Raw genomic sequence first — 21,506 nt, 5'->3', positions numbered from 1 at the left:
GAAATAGTTGATAAAGTTATTTCTGTTGCTCTCGATTTGATGAATCCTCAACATTTAAAAAATTGGTTCACTAATTGTTGTTACTGTACCTCATAACACCGGGAAGTGCTGTAATTGTTTATTTATTTTCAAATAAAAGGCGGGTAAATTCCGCCTATATAAATCTATTTGATTCTTTTTTCAATTGGTGTATTATTGATTTTGAACTTGTCAAAATATCAATAACTACCAGCCCAAGTTACCCATTTATGAGATAAACCTATATGCAGAATTTCTCCTGTTATCTCCAATTCTGTCATAATTGTTGTTGTTAAATCAACTCCCATAAATTCTGCTTCATTGATATTACTATCAATTAAATTTGTGTTATGGAGATTTGCGCCACTAAAGTCAGCACCACTGATTTCCGCTTGACTCAGGTTTGCATTTACTAAGTTTGCTAAGGTTAAATTTGCAGTTCGTAAATCAGCAGCACTCAGGTTAGTTTTCTCGAGGTTGGCTTTAACTAAATCAGCACCAATTAAGTTAACTTCGCTTAAGTTCGCACTTTGCAAATTTGCTCTACTTAAATCAGCATTAGTTAAATTCGCTCTACTGAGGTTACAACCACTCAAATTTGTTTGACTAAGATCCGCACCACTTAAATCCGCCGCTTCTAAATTTATTCCCCTCAAATCAACATGACTTAACTTAGCTTGGTGCAGATTTATCCCCGGGAAATTCCTCTCTCCTGATTTATATGACTTCAGGAGTTTTTTAGTATCCATTATTCCACCTCATTGCGTCTCTAGGTGAGTTATTACACTTCCCAAACCACAGACAATTATTTGAGTTTCCAGTTACTAGAATTTTAGCTAAAATCCTGTATTCATTGTACTCTGATCAAGAAGATAATTCAATAAACGTTACAATTTAGTTACTTTATGAAAAAATATAGCAATACTTACATCAACAATACTTGTATGACAACTAATTTAATATCTAACTCCACCTCTGATTTCATGAATACCTTATCCCGTGCCGCTGCTGCTTATCGAGAAGGAAATCAAGTTCCCCCAGCTGAAATAGTCGTAAATGCGCTGCTAGAAGCGGAAAAAACCGCCAAGGTGCAAAAGTTAAATTATCCCTTTGAATCTCTCAACGGTAAATGGCGACTTTGTTTTGCTACTGGTACTAAAAAAGTCAGAAACCGAGGCGGAATTATTTTAGGTAAGGGCTGGTATATGCCGAAATTTATAAAAATTCTGCTGTGCTTTAATCCTAGCAAAGATGGGGCTTTAGGAACAGGGGAAATTACTAATCAAATACAATTGGGAGCGATTTTATTGAAATTAACAGGACTAACAAAATACTTAGGAAAAAAGAACTTATTGGCTTTTGATTTTATCCAACTACAAATTAGTTCATTTAATTGGATATTTATCAATAAACAAATTCGTTTTGGTCAGGTTGAACGTGAAGATTTTTATGATCAACCTATAGCTAAATTACCCTTTTTTGCTTTCTTTTTAGTGACTGAAGATATAATCGCTGCCCGTGGACGTGGAGGTGGTTTAGCACTTTGGATTAGAGAAAATTAATCTAAAAAAATATAATATTTAATTCTGCGATAATCGGCCTTTCTAAAAAGTCGGTTATCTATCCCCTTTATGAACTTTTTTACTTGGCTTTGACAAAATAACTCAGATGCTAACGAGTTTTGATCTCATGTCATGGGAACTGATAAAGCCAATTTCTCGTCTCAGAGCAGTTATCACCATTATCAGTCGCTATTTTAGTTCTCAGCTTGGTTGAGGGTTTCACTCTTACTCCTTTTCCCTGTTCTTTTTTCACTGTTGTCAACCTCAAGGAAAATATAAGAAGAATTTAACATCATTGGCCAACAGAAAGACTAAAATCATAACGGACAGACTAGCCATACAGTCAAGGAGGCTTAAAAACAATGTCCGATTTAAATCGCGGAATCATGAAATTTGAAGGTGCAGATTCACCTAAACTGATTACAATCTCCACCGTGGTACTTTTAGGATCAATTGCTGGACTGATCCTTTGGGCGCTTAATTTCGCTTATGCAATAGGTTAGATTCTTTGCATAACATTTAGGAGACAAGAGGGCAAAACTTCTATTTGCTCTTTTGTTTCCTATATCATATAAATATTCATTTTTGTTAATAACAAACTTGGAGTGTGTCATCAAATTTTAAATTTTAAATCAGAAAATAATGATTAATTTTTTGGGGATCTTAATTATTTTAATTGTTTGTCCACTGTTAGGGGCAATACCGCTAATTCCTTGGATTACTTATGCCGTGAGTAGAAAGTGGTTAGCTAATGTCGGTACAGGAAATATTAGCGTTGCAGCCGCCTTTTATCATGGTGGAAAATTAGCGGGAATTTTGTCCGTAATTTCAGAAGCAACTAAGGGCATTGCTGTTGTCACAATTGCCCAATACTTTTTTCCTTCACAACCAGTCTGGGAAATTATTGCTTTAATCGGCTTAGTTGTCGGTAGATACGTCACAACTAAAGGCGCGGGAATCACAAACGTCTCCTGGGGATTAGTGGTACATGATCCGTTAGTAACTGCATTGGTCGGCTTACTTGCAGCTATTGGTTTTTTGATCACTCGTTCTCAAGAAACAATTAAACTAGGGGTATTGGTAATGTTTCCCCTAGTTGTGGGTATCCTCCATTCAGAGGATTTATCCAGAATCATTGCCGCCTTTGCCTTATCGGGGTTAATCTACTGGATTTATAGCCAAATTCCCGACGATCTTCACCTCCCCGTCGAGGGAGCATCTCCACAATCTCTGGGAATGATGCAATATTTAAGCAATAATGAGGATAGGATTATCACCCTAGAGGAAGAATTAGATGGGGAAGTGGTGGGAGCTAAATCCGCTACATTATCGCAAATTAAACGTTGGGGTTATTCAGTTCCTAAAGGTTGGGTATTAGCTCCTGATGATGATCCTACCCAGTTAATTGAATTTCTGCAACCGTCCCCACTTTCACCCTTGGTAGTCCGTTCTTCCGCTATTGGCGAAGACTCCCAACAAGCCTCCGCTGCGGGACAGTATGAAACTATCTTAAACGTTACCAACAAAGCAGAACTTCGACAAGCCATAGCCCAAGTCCAAGCTTCTTATAATCACCCCAGTGCCGTCGAATACCGTCGTCATCGTAATTTAAAAGAAGCCGCCATGGGGGTACTCATTCAACAACAAGTTCAAAGCGTATTTTCTGGCGTGGCCTTCAGTCGAGATCCTATTTCTCAACAAGGTGAAGCCGTAGTTATCGAAGCTGTATCGGGTAGTCCTACTCAAATTGTATCAGGAAAAATCACACCAGAACAATATCAAGTAGTAATTGCTAGTGATGAAAAGTTATCTTTTCTAGAATTTCACGGCCATGGTAAAATACCCCAAGCATTAATTAAACAAGTTGCATATTTAGCCCGTCGTTTAGAAAGACGTTATTTAGGTATTCCCCAAGATATAGAATGGAGTTATGATGGTCAAAACCTGTGGGTATTACAGTCAAGACCTATCACTACACTCTTACCAATTTGGACTAGAAAAATTGCCGCAGAAGTGATTCCTGGAGTTATTCATCCTTTAACCTGGTCTATTAATTACCCTTTAACCTGTGGTGTGTGGGGAGAAATTTTTACTATCGTTTTAGGTGAACGTGCTAAAAACTTAGATTTCGCTAAAACAGCCACACTACACTACTCTAGAGCTTATTTTAATGCTTCTTTGTTAGGAGAAATCTTTTTAGCCATGGGATTACCCCCAGAAAGTCTGGACTTTTTAACTAGAGGTGCAACCATGACTAAACCTCCTCTAAATTCTACTTTGGCTAATTTACCTGGACTAACAAGGTTGCTGAAACGAGAAATTGACTTAGAAAAAGACTTTAAATCGGATTATCGTCAAGTTTTTATTCCGGCATTAACAGAATTATCCAACATTGTCATTGCCGAATTGTCAATAGATCAGTTATTAACTAGAATAGACTTAATTCTTGATTTACTCCGCCAAGGTACTTACTACAGTATTTTAGCCCCTTTGAGTGCAGCTATCCGTCAATCGCTTTTGGGCATCAAATCCGAAAAAATTGATAACAGTGTCACCCCAGAGGTAGCATCATTAAGAGCCATGAGTTTTCTAGCCGCCGATGCTAAACAAATCTTAGATGATGATCATATTGACTACAATTGTGAACCAGAAAAAATATTTGAGCAATTAGCAAAAACGACGGCTGGAGAAAGGATTTTATCTGAATTTGACGAATTAATTCAGGATTATGGTTATTTAAGCGAAGTAGGTACAGATATTTCCGTTCCCACTTGGCTAGAAAATCCCCAACCAGTTAGACAATTGTTTGTGCAATTAATCAAAGCAGGGGAAATCCCAAATTTAGATGATTCTCGTCGCCAACAGAAAAATTTAAATTTAGCCCAAAAACGAGTGAATCTTAAAGGTAGGGTGACGGAAGTTTATTCCCGCTTGTTGGCTGAATTACGTTGGACATTTTTGGGCTTAGAACAGATTTGGCTTCAGTCTGGGCTGTTATTACAGCCAGGAGACATCTTCTTTTTGGAGTTAGATGAAATTCGCCATTTAGTGATCTATTCAGATGAAGCGATCAGAAATCGCCTATTGGAATTAATAGCACACAGGCGATCGCAATTTCTCCAAGATAGTCAAATTCCCCAAATTCCCCCCGTTGTTTACGGTTATAACCCGCCTCAACCTATCACTCCTGTCATTAATCCCGCTGATAATATATTGTTAGGTATTCCAGCAAGTATTGGACAAATTCAAGGACAGGTAAAAGTGTTACGAACTTTACAAACAGTCCATGATATTGATAAAAACACTATCCTTGTTGTCCCTTATACAGATTCCGGTTGGGTCCCTGTTCTAGTTCAAGCTGGGGGGTTAATTGCCGAAGCAGGTGGTAAACTTTCCCACGGGGCAATTATCGCCCGTGAATACGGTATTCCTGCTGTCATGGACGTACATAATGCTACATATATACTCCAGGATGGTCAACAAGTCCGAATTGATGGATACAAGGGTACTGTAGAGATATTAAAAGGGTAACAGTTTTAACTTAACACGCCTGATGTATCGGTGCGTTACGGCTAATAATTAATCTCTCAAACTCCCCAATATTGTCTAGCCGTAACACATCCTACTTAATATATAGGAAATATAAGAATAATATTTGATTTTTCCACATTGAGAGGTTCAGATCCCCGACTTATCTAAGAAGTCAGGGATATTGATATTATTATCATAGAGAATAATCTATATATTAGAGTCATTTCGTAGGTTTCAGGTTAATAGATAAGTTTTTACTTATGTATCCAATTAAATATTTGTTTAATAATTCCAGTTGAGAAATGATCACTTTGATCACGAACACTGTAAACTAGTTTTTACTAGCCAAGTGATACTTGATCACCCCAGGCTCAGAAATTAAACCACGTTTATTACTAAGTATATAAACTAACCCCTTTTACTCTCAAAAGGGTCTATTTTTAATACCTAGATATAACTGGAAATTTGAATAATAAAGCAAAGAAATGATTTATTTTCTTTGTCCATATTTTCATGGTTAGAAAAATAAATTGTGATGTAAGGAGATATAATGACAGAATTTTTTAACCAAGTTTCTCGGCGTAAATTTATTGTCACTGCTGGAATTTCAGCCAGTGCAGTTTTACTCAAAGGCTGTTTAGGAAATCCACCAGAAACAGGCAATACTGGTACAAAATCCTCCACTCAAACAGTAGCTAATATTAAACCAGAACAAAAACCAGAAACTACAAAAGCCAAACTGGGATATATTCCCATAGTTGAATCAGCACCATTAATTATTGCCCAAGAAAAAGGCTTTTTTGCTAAATATGGGATGACAGAAGTAGAACTTTCTAAACAAGCTTCTTGGGGTTCAGCCAGGGATAACCTCGAAATTGGTTCTCAAGGGGGTGGTATTGATGGTGGTCAATGGCAAATGCCCATGCCGCACTTGATTACAGAAGGTTTAATTACTAAAGGAAATAAACCTATACCCATGTATGTTTTAGCGCAGTTAATTACTCATGGTAACGGAATTGCGATCGCTAACAAACATCTAGGGAAAGGAATTAGCTTAAAACTGGATACTGCTAAACCCCTATTATCCCAACTCAAATCAGCCAACACACCCTTTACAGCAGCCTTTACCTTCCCTCATGTTAACCAAGACCTATGGCTTCGGTACTGGTTAGCAGCCAGTGGAATTGACCCAGACACAGATGTCAAATTATTAACAGTACCTGCGGCGCAAACCGTCGCCAACATGAAAACCGGGACAATGGATGCTTTTAGCACTGGTGATCCTTGGCCATTCCGCTTAGTTAATGACAAAATCGGTTTTATGGCCGCATTAACCGCCGAAATTTGGAAAAATCACCCCGAAGAATATTTTGCCATGAGAGGTGATTGGGTTGATCAAAATCCCAAAGCCACAAAAGCCTTATTAAAAGGAATAATGGAAGCCCAGCAATGGCTAGATAAATTTGAAAATCGCCAAGAAGCAGCGCAAATTCTCGCCGCCAAAAAATACTTTGGTTTATCTTCACCAGCAGTTTTAGCTAATCCCTACCAAGGTAAATATGACATGGGGGATGGTCGAAAAATTGATGATAAATCAATGGCTGCTTATTACTGGAAAGACGAAAAAGGTAGTGTTTCCTATCCTTACCAAAGTCACGATTTATGGTTTATCACAGAAAATGTACGTTGGGGATTTTTGCCCAAAGATTACATTACTAATGGTGCAGCCAAAGCCAAAGAATTAATCAAAAAAGTCAACCGGGAAGATATTTGGCAAGAGGCAGCCAAAGAATTAGGAATAGCTGCGGCCGATATTCCCAGTAGTACATCTCGTGGAGTAGAAACATTTTTTGATGGGATTAAATTTGATCCTGAAAACCCCGAAGAATATCTCAAGAGTTTGAAAATCAAAAAAGCTGGTATTTAGTCATTAGTCATTAGTCATTAGTAAATTCGAGGAAAAATTCATGACATTAGCCCAAAAACGCGCCAACAGTTCTAAATTTGAAAATAGCTTTTTATCAAGTTTGCAAAAACAATTTCCCGAACTTGCACCTCCTGCTATTGCAATTGCTATATTTCTGACTATTTGGCAAATATTTTCTTGGACACCAGGGGCAACATTACCAGGACCAATTCAAGTTATTCAAGATACTTGGATTTTGATTTTGTACCCATTTTATGATAAAGGTGGAACAGACAAAGGGCTATTTTGGCAAATCTTTGCTAGTCTGCAACGGGTGGCTATTAGCTATACATTAGCAGCAATTGTTGGCATTGGCATAGGAGTTTTAATTGGTGTCAATAAAACCATATCTAAAGCATTAGATCCTCTATTTCAGTTATTAAGAACAGTACCGCCCTTAGCTTGGGTGCCTATTTCCTTAGCAGCTTTAAGACAAAACGAACCAGCGGCATTATTCGTAATTTTCATCACCGCAATTTGGCCGATTTTAATTAACACTGCGGTGGGTGTAACTCAAATTCCCCAAGATTACAACAACGTCGCTAAAGTTCTGCAACTTTCTAAAAAAGAGTATTTCTTTAACATCTTAATTCCTTCAGCACTACCATACATTTTCACAGGTTTAAGAATTGCCATTGGTTTAGCTTGGTTAGCAATTATTGCCGCAGAAATCGTTATGTCTGGTATTGTGGGAATTGGCTTTTTTATCTGGGATGCTTATCAAAATAACAACGTGAGTGAAGTCATTTTAGCACTAGTTTATATCGGTGTTGTTGGCTTAATTCTAGATAAACTCATGGCTTGGTTACAAAACTGGATTTTACCAGAACAAAAATAGTCATTAGTTATTGGTCGTTAGTAAATAAATTACCCATTACCCATTACCCATTACCCATTACCCATTACCCATTACCAATCATTAAAACTATGTCAGTATTTGTTGCCGTTGATCAAATTAATAAAGTCTTTGAATTAACTGGTGGTGGACAATATATCGCCCTTAAAGGTATTGATTTGCAAATTAAAAAAGGCGAATTTATTTCCCTAATTGGTCACTCCGGTTGTGGTAAATCAACCCTTTTAAATATGATTGCCGGGTTAGATTTACCCACAGAAGGTTTAGTAACCTTAGAAGGACAAAGGATTAAAAAACCAGGTCCTGATAGAATGGTAGTATTTCAAAACTATTCCCTTTTACCTTGGCGCACAGTCAGAGAAAATATTGCCTTAGCAGTAGATTCAGTATTAAATGGAATGCCAGAAGCAGAACGTAAAGCCATTATCGAAAAACATATAGATATGGTAGGTTTGCGTCCCCATGCTGATAAACAACCAGGAATGTTATCAGGGGGACAAAAACAACGGGTAGCTATAGCCCGCGCTTTGGCAATTCGGCCTAAACTATTATTATTAGACGAACCATTCGGGGCATTAGACGCATTAACTCGCGGTAATTTGCAAGAACAATTAATGCAAATTTGTGAAGAAAATCAAGTTACCGCCGTTATGGTGACCCATGATGTAGATGAAGCCGTTTTGTTATCCGATAGAATTGTCATGTTAACTAACGGACCCGAATCGAAAATTGGGGATATTTTAGAAGTTGATATTCCCCGACCTCGTAAACGAATGGAAGTCGTAGAACATCCTAGTTACTACAGTTTGCGAAGTGAAATGATTTACTTCCTTAACCAACAAAAACGTGTTAAGAAAATCCGCGCCAGAAAAACCGCAGCAGTTGTCCGTCATGGCTTAGAAAAAGTTAATTTAGAAATTGGTTTTCTACCCCTTACCGCTTGCGCCCCCCTGGCTATAGCCAAAGAAAAAGGCTTCTTTATTAAACATGGTTTAGACGAAGTTAATTTAGTCAGAGAAAGCAGTTGGCGGGGAATTGTGGATGGGATGACTGGTGGTTATTTAGATGCAGCCCAAATGCCCTCTGGAATGCCAATGTGGTTATCTTTAGGCGGGCATAAAAACGAACCTTTGCCAGTTGTTACCTCCTTAACAATGACTCGCAATGGTAACGCCATTACCTTAGCAAAAAGATTTTATGATGCCGGAGTCCACAGTTTATCAGACTTCAAAAACTACCTACTAAAAACCCGTGACCAACAACATAGAATGGGTGTAGTTCATCCCGCATCAATGCACAATTTACTTCTCCGTTATTGGTTAGCAGCAGGAGGAATTGATCCCGACATTGACGTAGATATGAAAAATATTCCTCCTGCCCAAATGGTAGTAGATTTAAAAGGTGCAACCATTGACGGTTATTGTGTAGGTGAACCATGGAATTATCGGGCTGCGGTAGAAGGTTCAGGCTTTACCATTGCTACAGATTTAGAAGTTTGGTTAGGACACCCTGGCAAAGTTTTAGGAGTAAGAGAAGACTGGGCAGAAACTTATCCTAACACCCATATTGCTTTAACCAAAGCCTTGTTAGAAGCCTGCCAATATTGTGCAAATCCTGATAACGCCCAAGAAGTGCGGCAAATTTTAGCAAGTCGGGAATATGTCAGTACAGACATTGATTATATCCAAATTGAAGATCCAAATAACGCTACCTGTGACTTAGATCATCCCATGCGAGAATATGCCCATCATCAATTTTATTCCGACTCTGCTATTAATCGCCCTAGTCGCACCGAACAAATTTGGATTATGACTCAATTAGCGCGGTGGGGTGATACTCCCTTCCCTAGAAATTGGGTAGAAATAGTTGAAAGAGTGTGTCGAGTGCGTGTTTTTAGTACAGCAGCCAGAGAACTAGGTTTAGATATCAGTTATACCCGTCAACCCATTCAACTATTTGATCATAAACCCTTTAACGCCGATGATCCCATTAGCTATCTTAACGACCTAGAAATTAAACGGGATTTCTCCATAGCTGAAGTCGTTTTAGAAGCCCCCAGAAAAACCGCAGCTTAAATCACAATAAATCTTGTGGGGTGGACATCCTGTCCGCCCAAAAATCCAGGAAAATCAAAATCTTGTGGGGTGGACATCCTGTCCGCCCAAAAATCCAGGCAAATCAAAATCTTGTGGGGTGGACATCCTGTCCGCCCAAAAATCCAGGCAAATCAAAATCTTGTGGGGTGGACATCCTGTCCGCCCAAAAATCCAGGCAAATCAAAATCTTGTGGGGTGGACATCCTGTCCGCCCAAAAATCCAGGCAAATCAAAATCTTGTGGGGTGGACATCCTGTCCGCCCAAAAATCCAGGCAAATCAAAATCTTGTGGGGTGGACATCCTGTCCGCCCAAAAATCCAGGAAAATCAAAATCTTGTGGGGTGGACATCCTGTCCGCCCAAAAATCCAGGAAAATCAAAATCTTGTGGGGTGGACATCCTGTCCGCCCAAAAATCCAGGAAAATCAAAATCTTGTGGGGTGGACAGGACGGGCAAGATGCCCATCCCACAAAACTAACAAAATCATCTTTTCTCGCCCATCCCACAAAACTAACAAAATCATCTTTTCTCGTTCCCATATTCTGTATGGAAATTAATTACGGAAGGATCTGCCTTCGATTATACTTCAATTACACCAGAGGCAGAGCCTCTTGACAGCATTCCCAGCCTGAGACTGGGAACGAGATATCCCACAAAACTCATAAAATCATCTTTTTTCGTTTGCACGAAACCTTCTACCAATTACTAAACAATGCAAAACCTCAAAACCACCAAGACAATTAACCGTCAACCCTTCCTACAAATTAAAGAAGTTTGTAAAGTTTATCCCACTAAAAAAGGACCATTTACCGTTCTTGATGGTGTTAATCTCAACGTTGAACAAGGTGAATTTATTTGCGTTATTGGCCATTCTGGTTGCGGTAAATCAACGTTATTAAACATGGTTTCTGGTTTTAATTTTCCCACCACTGGACAAGTTTTATTAGAAGGACAACCAATTACTAAACCAGGTCCAGATAGAATGGTGGTATTTCAAAACTATGCGTTATTACCTTGGAGAACAGCTTTTGAAAATATTTATTTAGCTGTAAATGCAGTTTATCCTACTAAGCCAGAAGCTGAAAAAAGGGCTATTGTCAGAGAACATTTAGCTATGGTGGGTTTAGGGGACGCAATGGAAAAAAAACCCATGCAAATGTCTGGAGGAATGAGACAAAGGGTATCTATTGCCAGGGCTTTAGCTATTCGTCCCAAAGTCCTAATTTTAGATGAACCTTTTGGGGCGTTAGATGCAATTACCAAGGAAGAATTACAAGAGGAATTGTTGAAAATTTGGGGTGATAATCGTTGTACAGTTTTGATGATTACCCATGATATTGATGAAGCTTTATTTTTGGCGGATAAGTTAGTCATGATGACCAATGGACCCCATGCAAAAATTGGGGAAGTGATGGAAATTCCTTTTTCTCGGCCTAGAGATAGAGCCAGAATTATGGAAGATCCGCAATATTATCAATTGCGAAATTATGCCTTAGATTTCTTGTTTAACCGTTTCGCTCATGATGATGTCGGTTAGTTACGTAGTCATGTAGGTTGGTTTGAGAAAACCCAACCTACGGAAATAAAGTATATAGGGTGCGTTAACATCGCTAAAAAATGATAAAATGGGGCTATTAAATTAAATACGCGATATAACGCACCAAGTTTATGAGAAATAATCCCATAGATTCAGGAGCGTTTTTATTGTAACCTGATGAATTGTGATTAAAGGAAATTACTAATGAGTACCCGCGCCCTATTGTTAGTAAATCGTAATTCTCGTCAAGGACAAGAACGGTACCAAGAAGTAATAAATTGTTTAAATCGCCTGGGTTTAACAATAATTGCAGAATCTACCGAAGATGCTACACAATTAGGTAAATTTATTCGCCACTATCAAGAGGAAATAGATTTAGTAATTATCGGTGGTGGTGATGGTACACTTAATGCTGCCATAGAGGCAATAATTGAGACTCAATTACCTTTGGGAATTTTACCTTTAGGAACTGCTAACGATTTAGCAAGAACTTTGGCTATTCCCAATTCTCTACCGGAAGCTTGTAAAATTATCGCAGCCGGAAAGTTACGACGAATTGATTTAGGTTGGGTGAATAATAAGTATTTCTTTAATGTTGCTAGTTTAGGGTTGAGTGTGAATATTACTCAACAATTGACTAAAGAAATTAAACGCCGTTGGGGTATATTTGCCTATGCTGTTATTGCGTTGCAAGTAATTTGGAAATCTCGTCCTTTTAGTGCAGAAATTCGCATCAATGACCAATCATTTTTAGTGAAAACTGTACAGATTGCTGTGGGTAATGGCCGTTATTATGGTGGTGGTATGGCTGTAGTTCATGATGCTGCTATAGATGACCAAAGACTGGATCTTTATAGTTTGGAAATGGATCATTGGTGGCAAATTCTCCCCCTACTTCCAGCCATGCGTCGAGGGCGACATATTCAATGGCCAAATGTCCGCGCCCTTTATGGTCAGGAAATTACAGTATATACCCGCAAACCCCATTCTATTAATACTGATGGAGAAATCACAACCTATACTCCCGCTATTTTTCGGGTGATTCCTCAAGCGATCGCTATTTTCGTTCCTGATGTATAATCTTGACTATGATTTATCTGATTGACATGATTTACTTGATCATATTTTAACAGGCAGTTAGGGATTTTCACTCCTGAATTTTGCTGGATATTGATAACATTACAATCATCATCACAAAAATTATCTCAATCATAGTTATGATTTATTCGATGATACCTGAAATCATCATCACAAAAATCATCTCAACCTTGAATCATAGCTATGAATCTACGGTTTTCTCAAGAAATTAAATCTCTACTGCAACGCTTAAGCGAACAACCTCTGACTTTAGGTGATATTCTCTTAGAAACGTCAGAACGGGGTTTTAGCTTAGTGATCGCATTATTGGTATTACCCTTTTTGTTTCCCATGCCACCAGGATTAAGCGGTCCTTTCGGGGGTGCTTGCTTGTTATTATCCCTGCAAATGGTTTTAGGCAGAAGAACACCTTGGCTACCGAAAAAAATCGCTAACTATCAATTTCCTAACGCTTTCGCCCAAATTATTTTACAAAATTTGCGCCGGGTTACTAGAATTTTGGAAAAAATTGCCCGTCCCCGATTCCAGAAATTGGCTAATCATCCTTGGATTTGGCGATTTAACGGGCTGTGTATCTCTTGGTTGACAATATTGTTGATTTCTCCCGTTCCCTTCACTAATCCTATCCCAACCGTGGGGATTTTACTTCTGGCAGTTGCTACCATTGAATCGGATGGGTTACTAATGTGTATTAGCTATGTTGTCACTCTTTTAATTACGCTACTGTTTGGTTTTATTGGTTATGCTGCATGGTTAGCGCCCAATTTGTTGCCTTCTATTTTCAAATGAAATATTTGATCTTTCTGGTGAAAAGTTGTTAAAATAACCACCAAAAATTAAAAAAATCCCCTCAACTAACTAAAAGCTGAGGGTCATGGTTTAATTAAGGTGCATCTACTGTTACAGTATCCACTAGTTCTTCTCATCTACCCGGATAATTATAGTGGGAATTTTATCTAATTTTATCTAATTTTATCTGATATAGTTTGATAAGCTGTTACGCACCTAAATTGTATAATCCTAAAATGGTTAAATCTTGTAGAGTGGGTATACTTTGACCCTTCAACTAGCTCAGGGCATTGCCAGATCAGTACAACTCTTGCCCGCCAAATTTATACAAATTAAATACACAACAGCTGAGTCGGGAATATTCCCTATTCTCTATTTCCTGAAATAATATAAAATTATAAAATATACTATTATAATAATATGGCGATCGCTATTGATTTTGGGACAAGTAATACAGTCATCACTCGTTGGAACCCAGTCACCCAACAACCAGAAACCCTCAAGTTACCTGGTTTGTCAACAAAACAGCATCTTAACCCCCCATTAATTCCCAGTTTAGTGTACATAGAAAATGCCAGCTTAGGTAAAATTATAGCAGGTCAGCAGGTACGCGATCGCGGTTTGGACATGAAAACTGATACCAGATTTTTCCGAAACTTTAAACGGGGAATTGGTGCAGATATCCAAGGGTTTTTACCCGAACTTGATGATGAAAATATTACTTTTGAACTAGTGGGAAAATGGTTTTTAACTCAAGTAATTACCGAATTAGCCATCATCGAAGGAAGTATAGATTCCTTGGTTTTGACCGCACCAGTAGACAGTTTTGAAGCTTATCGTCACTGGTTAGGCAAAGTTTGTCAATCACTACCAGTAGAACAGATACGGATGTTAGATGAACCCACCGCAGCGGCTTTAGGGTACGGTTTAACAGATAAAGGAACTTTATTAGTTGTTGACTTTGGTGGTGGAACATTAGACTTGTCTTTAGTCAGCTTAGATAAAGGAACACCAGCCAAAAACAAACCCCTGGGATTTCTGCTCAAATGGGGTGAAAGAAATTTGAGTGAAGATTCTAAACAAAAAACGAAAACAGCCCGCGTTTTGGCGAAAGCAGGGCAAAATCTGGGGGGAACTGATATTGATAACTGGATAGTAGATTATTTTGCGAAAAGCCAAGGACTACCAGTGAGTTCATTGACCGCGCGGTTAGCAGAAAAGGTAAAAATTCAGCTATCAACTCAAGATCAAGTTACTGAAGTTTATTTTGATGATCAGACTTTTACAAGTTATGAAATGAACCTGAATCGTGATACGCTAGAAAATATTTTACGGGAAAACGGATTTTTTGCTCAACTGGATAGTGTGATGATGACGCTATTACAACAAGGACAAAATTACGGTATAGAAATTGATGATATTAATACAGTATTATTAGTTGGTGGAACGGTGCAATTACCAATAATACAGACATGGATACAACAATATTTTAACCCAGAAAAAATCCGTCGTCAATTGCCTTTTGAAGCTATTGCTCACGGAGCATTACAAATAACTCAAGGAATAGAAATTAAAGACTATCTTTATCATAGTTATGGTGTGCGTTATTGGGATCGTCGTCATCAACGTCATCATTGGCATCCTATCATTAAAACCGGACAAACTTACCCCATGACTCAACCAGTAGAATTAACTTTGGGCGCTTCTGTAGAAAATCAACCGAGTATTGAATTAATTATTGGAGAACTAGGAATACAAAGCGGTGCAACAGAGGTATATTTTGATGGAGATAGATTGATTACTCGTCAGCTTGATAGTCCAGCAACCATCGTCAAACCATTGAATGATAACACAGAAGCCAGTAAAATTGCTAAACTTACACCACCTGGTTTCCCTGGCAGTGATCGTATTAAAATCTACTTTCAGGTTGATGAACAAAGGTTTTTAAGAATGACTATTGAAGACTTATTAACAAATAGTATTTTAGTAGAAAATCAACTTGTAGCACAATTAAGTTAAGTTAAAATTTTCACTTAATTTCAACTTAAAATTTACCACGATGATAAATAAATCATCAGATGGGTTATTTTTTAGTTTCTACATTTATTGATTTTACTAGCATAATTTTAAACATAGCTTAAACTTTTCTTTACCTATATTTAATATATCCTTAACCATAGGCAATCACCCTTAGTTCAAGATGTAATTGGCTTTAGCCAGGTATCTCTAAAAATTAAGAGGCAGTATGACTTTTTTAGCCAGTGTTTTGATGAATCGTGTTATTACTACTTCGCTATTAACAGGGGCTGTTGCGTTAAGTCCAGTCTTGAGTAAAATAGCATCAGCTCAGACTTTGAACGGTGCAGGAGCAACATTTCCCGCTCCTCTTTACGAAAAGTATGCCCGTGAAGTTAGGAAAAAATATCCTGATTTGAAAGTTAATTACCAAGCCATTGGTAGTGGTGGTGGTATTCGTCAAACCATTGCGGGAACTGTAGACTTTGGTGCTAGTGATGCAGCCATGAAAGATGATGAGATTGGTAAAGTTAAAAATGGTGTCATCTTAGTACCTACTGCTGGTGGTGCTGTTTCCGTTGTTTATAATGTACCTGGTGTCAACAACCTCAGATTATCTCGGACTACATTACCAGATATTTTCTCTGGAAAAATTACTAACTGGAGTGACGCGAAAATTAAAGCGGATAACCCTGGTGTAAATCTACCAAATCAACCAATTAAATTTGTGGTTCGCGCTGATGGTAGTGGTACAACATTCATTTTTACTAACCATTTAAGTTCTATTAGCGGTTATTTCAAAGGTAGAATTGGTGCTAATACTGCTCCCAGATGGACTTTACCAAACGCCCTCAAAGGTAAAGGAAATCCAGGGGTAGCTGCATTGGTGAAAAGCAATCCCGGATCTATTGGTTATGTTGAATATGACTATGCTACCAAAAACAATCTAAAATCGGCAGAAGTGCAAAACAAGAAAAGACAATTTGTCGCTCCTTCCTTAGCATCTGCTAACTCAGCTTTATCAAATGTAACTTTTCCCGACAACTACCGCGTTTTTATTGGAGACCCAGAACAAGGTTATCCTATTGTTGGTTTAACTTGGATGATGGTTTACAAACAGTATTCTAATCCTACTAAAGCTGATGCAATTAAAAAATGGATTAACTGGGTTCTCAAAGACGGTCAACAATATAATGATGACCTCAACTACACTAAAATTCCCAGTGATGTTGTCAATCGTGTATTAAAGACTGTAAATAGCACTGTCAAGTAATTTTTTACACACAGTTATAAGTAGCACACCCCACCCTTTCCTTGTCAAGGGGAGGGAATAATCTCTTCCTAAAGCATTGGGGAGACTGGGGGGAGTAATATCACTAACTGAAACTTTGCAAATACCCTGTTTTAAATACCCTATAAAATGTATATTCCTTTTATTTCCTCCACCTGTTATTAATTATGACTAATTTCTTTGAAGAACGGGATAAGAATTCACTGAGTTTAAATAATGGAAATATTGATTTAATATCGATCAGTGGTATTAACTTCTGGTTCGATAGAGGATTTACCTGGCTGGTGTATATTTTTGCTGGTATTACTGTAGCCATTCTATTTGTGATGACTTGGGTAATTTTTCAGCAAGCACAACCGGCTATTGGTCAATTCGGACTGGGCTTTTTATGGAGTCAAGATTGGGATACAGGTAATCAAATTTTCGGCGCGTTGCCCTATATTTATGGAACACTGGTGAGTAGTACGATCGCCATCTTACTAGCTGTACCCGTGGGTATATCCATAGCTTTAGTAACTAGTGAGGACTTCTTACCCATTCCGGTTAAAAGTACCCTCGCTTTTGTGGTAGAACTAATTGCAGCTATCCCCAGTGTAATTATTGGTTTATGGGGAATTTTTGTATTTATTCCTGTCATAAAACCTTTGGAAAAATGGTTAGGTGGCACTTTTGCATTCATACCACTATTTAATACCGAAGATCCAGCGGGAAATAATATGTTGACAGCGGGAATTATTCTCTCCATTATGATTTTACCCACAATGGCAGCTATTTCTCGTGATGTAATGTTGGTCATTCCTAAGGATTTACGTAGTTCATCTATGGCCTTGGGGGGAACTCGTTGGGAAACAATTTTTCGGGTGTTATTACCAGCAGGATTTTCCGGGTTAGTAAGTGCGGCTATGTTGTCTCTTGGTAGGGCTTTAGGGGAAACAATGGCAGTAACCATGGTAATTGGTAATTACGCTCAAATAAAACTATCTTTACTTGATCCAGCATACACAATCCCCGCCGTTTTAGCTAATGAATTTGCCGAAGCTGAACCAGGATTACATATTGGTTCGTTAAGCTATTTAGGCTTAATTTTATTTGCGTTAACTCTAGCTGTCAATATTGGGGCTGTTTTATTAGTTAAATGGGTTGGTAAAAAGAATAGATGAAAGGAGTCAAGAAGAAGAAAGAATGAAAATTTCTGTCTAAAATCTAAAATCTCCAAAATCCAAAATCCAAAATCCAAAATCTAAAGTTAATTATGAGTGATTCTTTCAATTCCCGAATAAATCAAATAGATCAATCCATAGCATCGGAATTATGCAAGCCCTTACCTACCAGTAGACAAGTATTTACATACTTAATGAACGGACTGGCCTTTGGTTTAACTGCATTAGCACTTCTACCATTATTGTCCATATTGTGGGAAATTTTGCACAGGGGACTTTCTGGCTTTAGGTTGGAGATGTTATTTAGTCCATTAATTGAAAATGGCTTTGCCAATGCTATTCTTGGTACTATACTCATGGTCAGCATTGGTGCATTATTCAGTATTCCTGTGGGGGTAATGACGGGAATTTTCTTAGCGGAATTTAGTCAAACCAACCCAGTCGCTCAATATGTTAGATTTATTACTAGCATTATCACGGGTGTACCTTCAATTGTGGTGGGGATGTTCGCTTATGGTGTGATTGTTTTAATAACTAAGCAATTTAGCGCCATTGCTGGGGGTTTTGCTTTAGCTGTGATCATGCTACCAGTGATAGTATTGACAACAGAAGAGGCTTTAAAGTTAATTCCTATACCTCAGCGTCTCGCATCCGCCGCTTTAGGGGGGACTCGCTTCCAAACTACTTTTCGCGTGATTATTAGTGCTGCTATTCCCGGAATTACTACGGGTATTTCCTTAGCCATAGCTCGGGCTGCTGGTGAAACCGCACCACTAATTTTTACCGCTTTATTTAGTCAAAATTGGTCAGATAGTTTATTCAGTCCTACTGCTTCGTTACCAGTATTGATTTTTAATCTTTATAATAATCCTGACCCAGCAGTAAACCAATTAGTTTGGACTACTTCTATCATTCTTCTGACCATAGTGCTATTTTTTAGCTTGATATCTCGCTTAATCTCTCAGAAAAGTAAAGCCAATTAAAAACGTTTCTTGCATTAAATTATGAGTAATCTAACCACAGCGATCAAAGTCAAAAATCTTAGCTTTTACTACGGCAACTATAAAGCTATTCAAGGGATATCATTGGATATCTATAAAAACCAAGTTACCGCACTAATTGGTCCTAGTGGTTGTGGTAAATCTACATTCATCAAAACTATTAATCGCATTAGTGAATTAGAAGGAAAAGTCAAAGTTGAAGGTAGTATCGAATTTTTTGGTCAAAACATCTATGACCCTCGCATTAATATCAATCGTCTGCGTCGGGAAATTGGCATGGTATTCCAAAAACCAAACCCTTTTCCCATGAGTATTTATGAAAATATTGCTTACGGCGTAAAAATTGCCGGCCGATGTCCGAAAGTAGAATTAGATGAAATTGTGGAATCCGCGCTTAAAGGTGCCGCCCTCTGGGATGAGGTCAAAGATAAACTAAAACAATCTGCTTTTGGGCTTTCTGGTGGACAACAGCAGCGTCTTTGTATCGCTAGAGCTTTAGCAGTCAAACCCAAAGTGTTACTCATGGATGAACCTTGTTCAGCCCTCGATCCCATTGCTACCATGAAAGTGGAAGACTTAATTCACAAATTGCGAACAGAATTTACGATTGTCATTGTCACCCATAATATGCAGCAAGCAACCCGTGTTTCTGATTTCACGGGATTTTTTAGTACCGATGAAAGTCGCATCGGTCAAATGGTAGAATTTGGTGCTACCAGTCAAATCTTTGGTAGTCCCTTAGATGCTCGTACCCGTGACTATGTTTCTGGACGTTTTGGTTAAATACGGATAAATAAACTCAATACAAGATGTAGCTTGAGCCTCATCAGGATTTAAAATCATAAGCATTCCTCATGCAAAATCCCAAATTAGTATGACTCATTCTACAGATATTACCACCTTAGCACGGTGGATGGCGGCCGATTTTAGCAATCAAGCCCAAGTTTTCGAGAATCCGGCTTTTTTTGCCCATATTCGTGTATGTATGCGTCCCCTGAATTGGGAGGTATTATCAGGGGTGAGTTTGTTTGTAGAACAAGCTTACGACTATATGCTGAATAAACCCTACCGCGTGCGGGTGTTACATCTGACAACAGTAGGGGATAAAATCCACATTGAAAACTATACAGTCAAAGCAGAAAAAGACTTTTACGGTGCTTCTCGTGATTTACCCCGGTTACAAACTTTAACAAGCGATCGCCTAGAAAAGCTTTCTGGTTGTAACATGATTGTAGAATGGACTGGCAGCCAATTCAAAGGCACAGTCGAACCAGGAAAAGGCTGCATTGTCATCCGTGACGGGCAAAGAACCTATTTGGATAGTGATTTTGAAATTGATGGTGAAAGGTTCATCAGCCGCGACAGAGGGCGAAATCCTGAAACAGATGAGCATATTTGGGGTTCGGTCGCTGGTCCTTTTTACTTCCTGCGGTGGGGGAATTTTGCCCAAGAAGTCAAATTAAATCCTTAAAATCCAATACAGGACAGGCTTTCAGTCTGTCCAGTCTGTGAAAAAAATTCATAATCAAAAGCATAATTAAAAAAATTTCTCCCAAATAGTGCAAATTGAGAAAAATGGTGCTATCATAAGTAATCGTAGGCGCGGCGACATAGCCAAGTGGTAAGGCAAGGGTCTGCAAAACCTTCACCCCCGGTTCAAATCCGGGTGTCGCCTTTGGAAAAAAATAAGAAAATAATTAATATCCGGTATATATAGTGTTATAGTGTTTTTGCAGGCATTATTTAAGTTTAGAAGTTTTATGCGAAGTGTAATTCGAGAAACTCGTCTTTCTAATGGGATGAAAATATTGTGTTTACAAAAAGATGAAGCACAATTAATGTATCAGGAAGTTCAGAATTATTTAAAATATGGTATTGGGTTAAATCAAGGAGATACAGTTTTTGATGTTGGTGCAAATATTGGATTATTTGCACTTTATTTATCACATAAATTTAATCAGAAAATAAATATTTATGCTTTTGAACCTATCCCTGATATTTTTGAAGTTCTCAATAAAAACATTCAACGTTTTAGCTTAAAAAATGTTAAAGAATTTGCTTGTGGACTTTCTCAAAAAGCTGGAAATGTAAAATTTACTTATTATCCAAATATGACCTTAGGTTCTACAGCCTATCCCATTACACAACAAGCGGAAATAGATAAACTTCAATCAATATCTATAGCTAATTTTAAACATTTTCCTGCTCCTCTTTCCTGGTTACGATATTTACCAGAGTCTTTATTTTCACGTCTTATCAATTGGAAATTAACCGCTGCTTTTCAAGGAAAAGAAGTTAACTGTCAATTGAAAACAATATCACAAATTATTCGTGAGCAGCAAATTGAGCAAATTGATTTACTGAAAATTGATGTAGAGAAAAGTGAAATGGATGTGCTATTAGGTATTGAAATAGAAGATTGGTCAAAAATAAAGCAAGTTTTTGTAGAAGTACATGATATAGATTTCCGTTTAGAAAAAATTGAACATTGTTTAAAAGACAAAGGATTTAAAAACATTAAAATTGAACAAGAACCTATCCTCAATGGTTCTGATATTTTTAGTGTGTATGCTTGGTAAAAAAA

General features: G+C 37.9%; 17 protein-coding genes and 1 tRNA gene. 16 read left to right on the top strand and 2 right to left on the bottom strand.

The genetic code is table 11. From position 1 onward, the window contains the following. Positions 1-218: 218 nt before the first annotated feature. On the bottom strand, positions 219-767 hold the full coding sequence (locus H6F39_RS14065) for a pentapeptide repeat-containing protein (RefSeq protein ID WP_137907805.1): 549 nt from the start codon (positions 765-767) through the stop codon (positions 219-221). 195 nt (positions 768-962) lie between these two features. Between H6F39_RS14065 and H6F39_RS14060 the strand changes: the two genes are divergently transcribed. The 5 genes from H6F39_RS14060 (at position 963) to H6F39_RS14040 (ending at position 10,008) form a co-directional block, all read left to right on the top strand. Continuing rightward, positions 963-1,580: a hypothetical protein gene (locus H6F39_RS14060; protein WP_190372087.1), complete on the top strand. Its 618-nt coding sequence runs from the start codon at positions 963-965 to the stop codon at positions 1,578-1,580. 642 nt (positions 1,581-2,222) lie between these two features. Further along, a complete protein-coding gene (locus tag H6F39_RS14055; RefSeq protein WP_190372088.1) occupies positions 2,223-5,111 on the top strand; it encodes a glycerol-3-phosphate acyltransferase in 2,889 nt (962 codons plus the stop codon). A gap of 550 nt (positions 5,112-5,661) precedes the next feature. Further along, a complete protein-coding gene (locus H6F39_RS14050) occupies positions 5,662-7,038 on the top strand; it encodes a CmpA/NrtA family ABC transporter substrate-binding protein (protein WP_190396891.1) in 1,377 nt (458 codons plus the stop codon). A gap of 40 nt (positions 7,039-7,078) precedes the next feature. Beyond that, entirely contained in the window at positions 7,079-7,915 is an 837-nt protein-coding gene (gene ntrB / locus H6F39_RS14045) for a nitrate ABC transporter permease (protein ID WP_137907801.1), read from the top strand. Positions 7,916-8,004: 89 nt separating this feature from the next. Beyond that, entirely contained in the window at positions 8,005-10,008 is a 2,004-nt protein-coding gene (locus tag H6F39_RS14040) for a nitrate ABC transporter ATP-binding protein (RefSeq protein ID WP_137907800.1), read from the top strand. 348 nt (positions 10,009-10,356) lie between these two features. Here H6F39_RS14040 and H6F39_RS14035 read toward each other — a convergent pair whose 3' ends face one another. Continuing rightward, positions 10,357-10,569 (bottom strand): hypothetical protein, encoded by a 213-nt coding sequence (locus H6F39_RS14035; RefSeq protein ID WP_190372090.1) that lies wholly within the window; start codon positions 10,567-10,569, stop codon positions 10,357-10,359. Positions 10,570-10,742: 173 nt separating this feature from the next. Here H6F39_RS14035 and H6F39_RS14030 point away from each other — a divergent pair, with 173 nt between their 5' ends. The 11 genes from H6F39_RS14030 to H6F39_RS13980 all read left to right on the top strand — a co-directional run bounded on the left by H6F39_RS14030 (position 10,743) and on the right by H6F39_RS13980 (position 21,501). Further along, positions 10,743-11,567 carry a nitrate ABC transporter ATP-binding protein gene (locus H6F39_RS14030; protein ID WP_137909311.1) on the top strand — a complete coding sequence of 275 codons (825 nt, stop codon included), beginning with the start codon at positions 10,743-10,745 and terminating at the stop codon, positions 11,565-11,567. 204 nt (positions 11,568-11,771) lie between these two features. Continuing rightward, the gene (locus H6F39_RS14025) at positions 11,772-12,647 is read left to right on the top strand and encodes a lipid kinase (RefSeq protein ID WP_137909310.1); all 876 of its coding nucleotides are present in this window, start codon (positions 11,772-11,774) and stop codon (positions 12,645-12,647) included. Between the two features lie 201 nt (positions 12,648-12,848). Next, positions 12,849-13,454 carry an exopolysaccharide biosynthesis protein gene (locus tag H6F39_RS14020; RefSeq protein ID WP_190396890.1) on the top strand — a complete coding sequence of 202 codons (606 nt, stop codon included), beginning with the start codon at positions 12,849-12,851 and terminating at the stop codon, positions 13,452-13,454. Positions 13,455-13,874: 420 nt separating this feature from the next. After that, positions 13,875-15,473: an Hsp70 family protein gene (locus H6F39_RS14015; RefSeq protein WP_137909308.1), complete on the top strand. Its 1,599-nt coding sequence runs from the start codon at positions 13,875-13,877 to the stop codon at positions 15,471-15,473. Positions 15,474-15,699: 226 nt separating this feature from the next. After that, the gene (pstS, locus tag H6F39_RS14010; protein WP_190396889.1) at positions 15,700-16,743 is read left to right on the top strand and encodes a phosphate ABC transporter substrate-binding protein PstS; all 1,044 of its coding nucleotides are present in this window, start codon (positions 15,700-15,702) and stop codon (positions 16,741-16,743) included. Between the two features lie 185 nt (positions 16,744-16,928). Beyond that, positions 16,929-17,921, top strand: coding sequence for a phosphate ABC transporter permease subunit PstC (pstC, locus tag H6F39_RS14005; RefSeq protein WP_137909306.1), 993 nt, complete (start codon positions 16,929-16,931; stop codon positions 17,919-17,921). Positions 17,922-18,013: 92 nt separating this feature from the next. Beyond that, positions 18,014-18,904 carry a phosphate ABC transporter permease PstA gene (gene pstA, locus H6F39_RS14000; protein WP_137909305.1) on the top strand — a complete coding sequence of 297 codons (891 nt, stop codon included), beginning with the start codon at positions 18,014-18,016 and terminating at the stop codon, positions 18,902-18,904. A 21-nt stretch (positions 18,905-18,925) separates the two neighbouring features. Then, a complete protein-coding gene (gene pstB / locus H6F39_RS13995) occupies positions 18,926-19,705 on the top strand; it encodes a phosphate ABC transporter ATP-binding protein PstB (RefSeq protein ID WP_137909304.1) in 780 nt (259 codons plus the stop codon). Between the two features lie 91 nt (positions 19,706-19,796). After that, positions 19,797-20,393 (top strand): chromophore lyase CpcT/CpeT, encoded by a 597-nt coding sequence (locus H6F39_RS13990; protein ID WP_137909303.1) that lies wholly within the window; start codon positions 19,797-19,799, stop codon positions 20,391-20,393. Positions 20,394-20,526: 133 nt separating this feature from the next. Beyond that, a tRNA-Cys gene (locus tag H6F39_RS13985) sits at positions 20,527-20,597 on the top strand. An 85-nt stretch (positions 20,598-20,682) separates the two neighbouring features. Next, a complete protein-coding gene (locus H6F39_RS13980; RefSeq protein WP_190396888.1) occupies positions 20,683-21,501 on the top strand; it encodes an FkbM family methyltransferase in 819 nt (272 codons plus the stop codon). Positions 21,502-21,506: the final 5 nt, after the last annotated feature.

The organism is Dolichospermum sp. FACHB-1250 (assembly GCF_014696335.1).
GTDB lineage: Bacteria > Cyanobacteriota > Cyanobacteriia > Cyanobacteriales > Nostocaceae > Dolichospermum > Dolichospermum planctonicum.
This window is presented reverse-complemented; position numbering and strand designations above follow the sequence as displayed.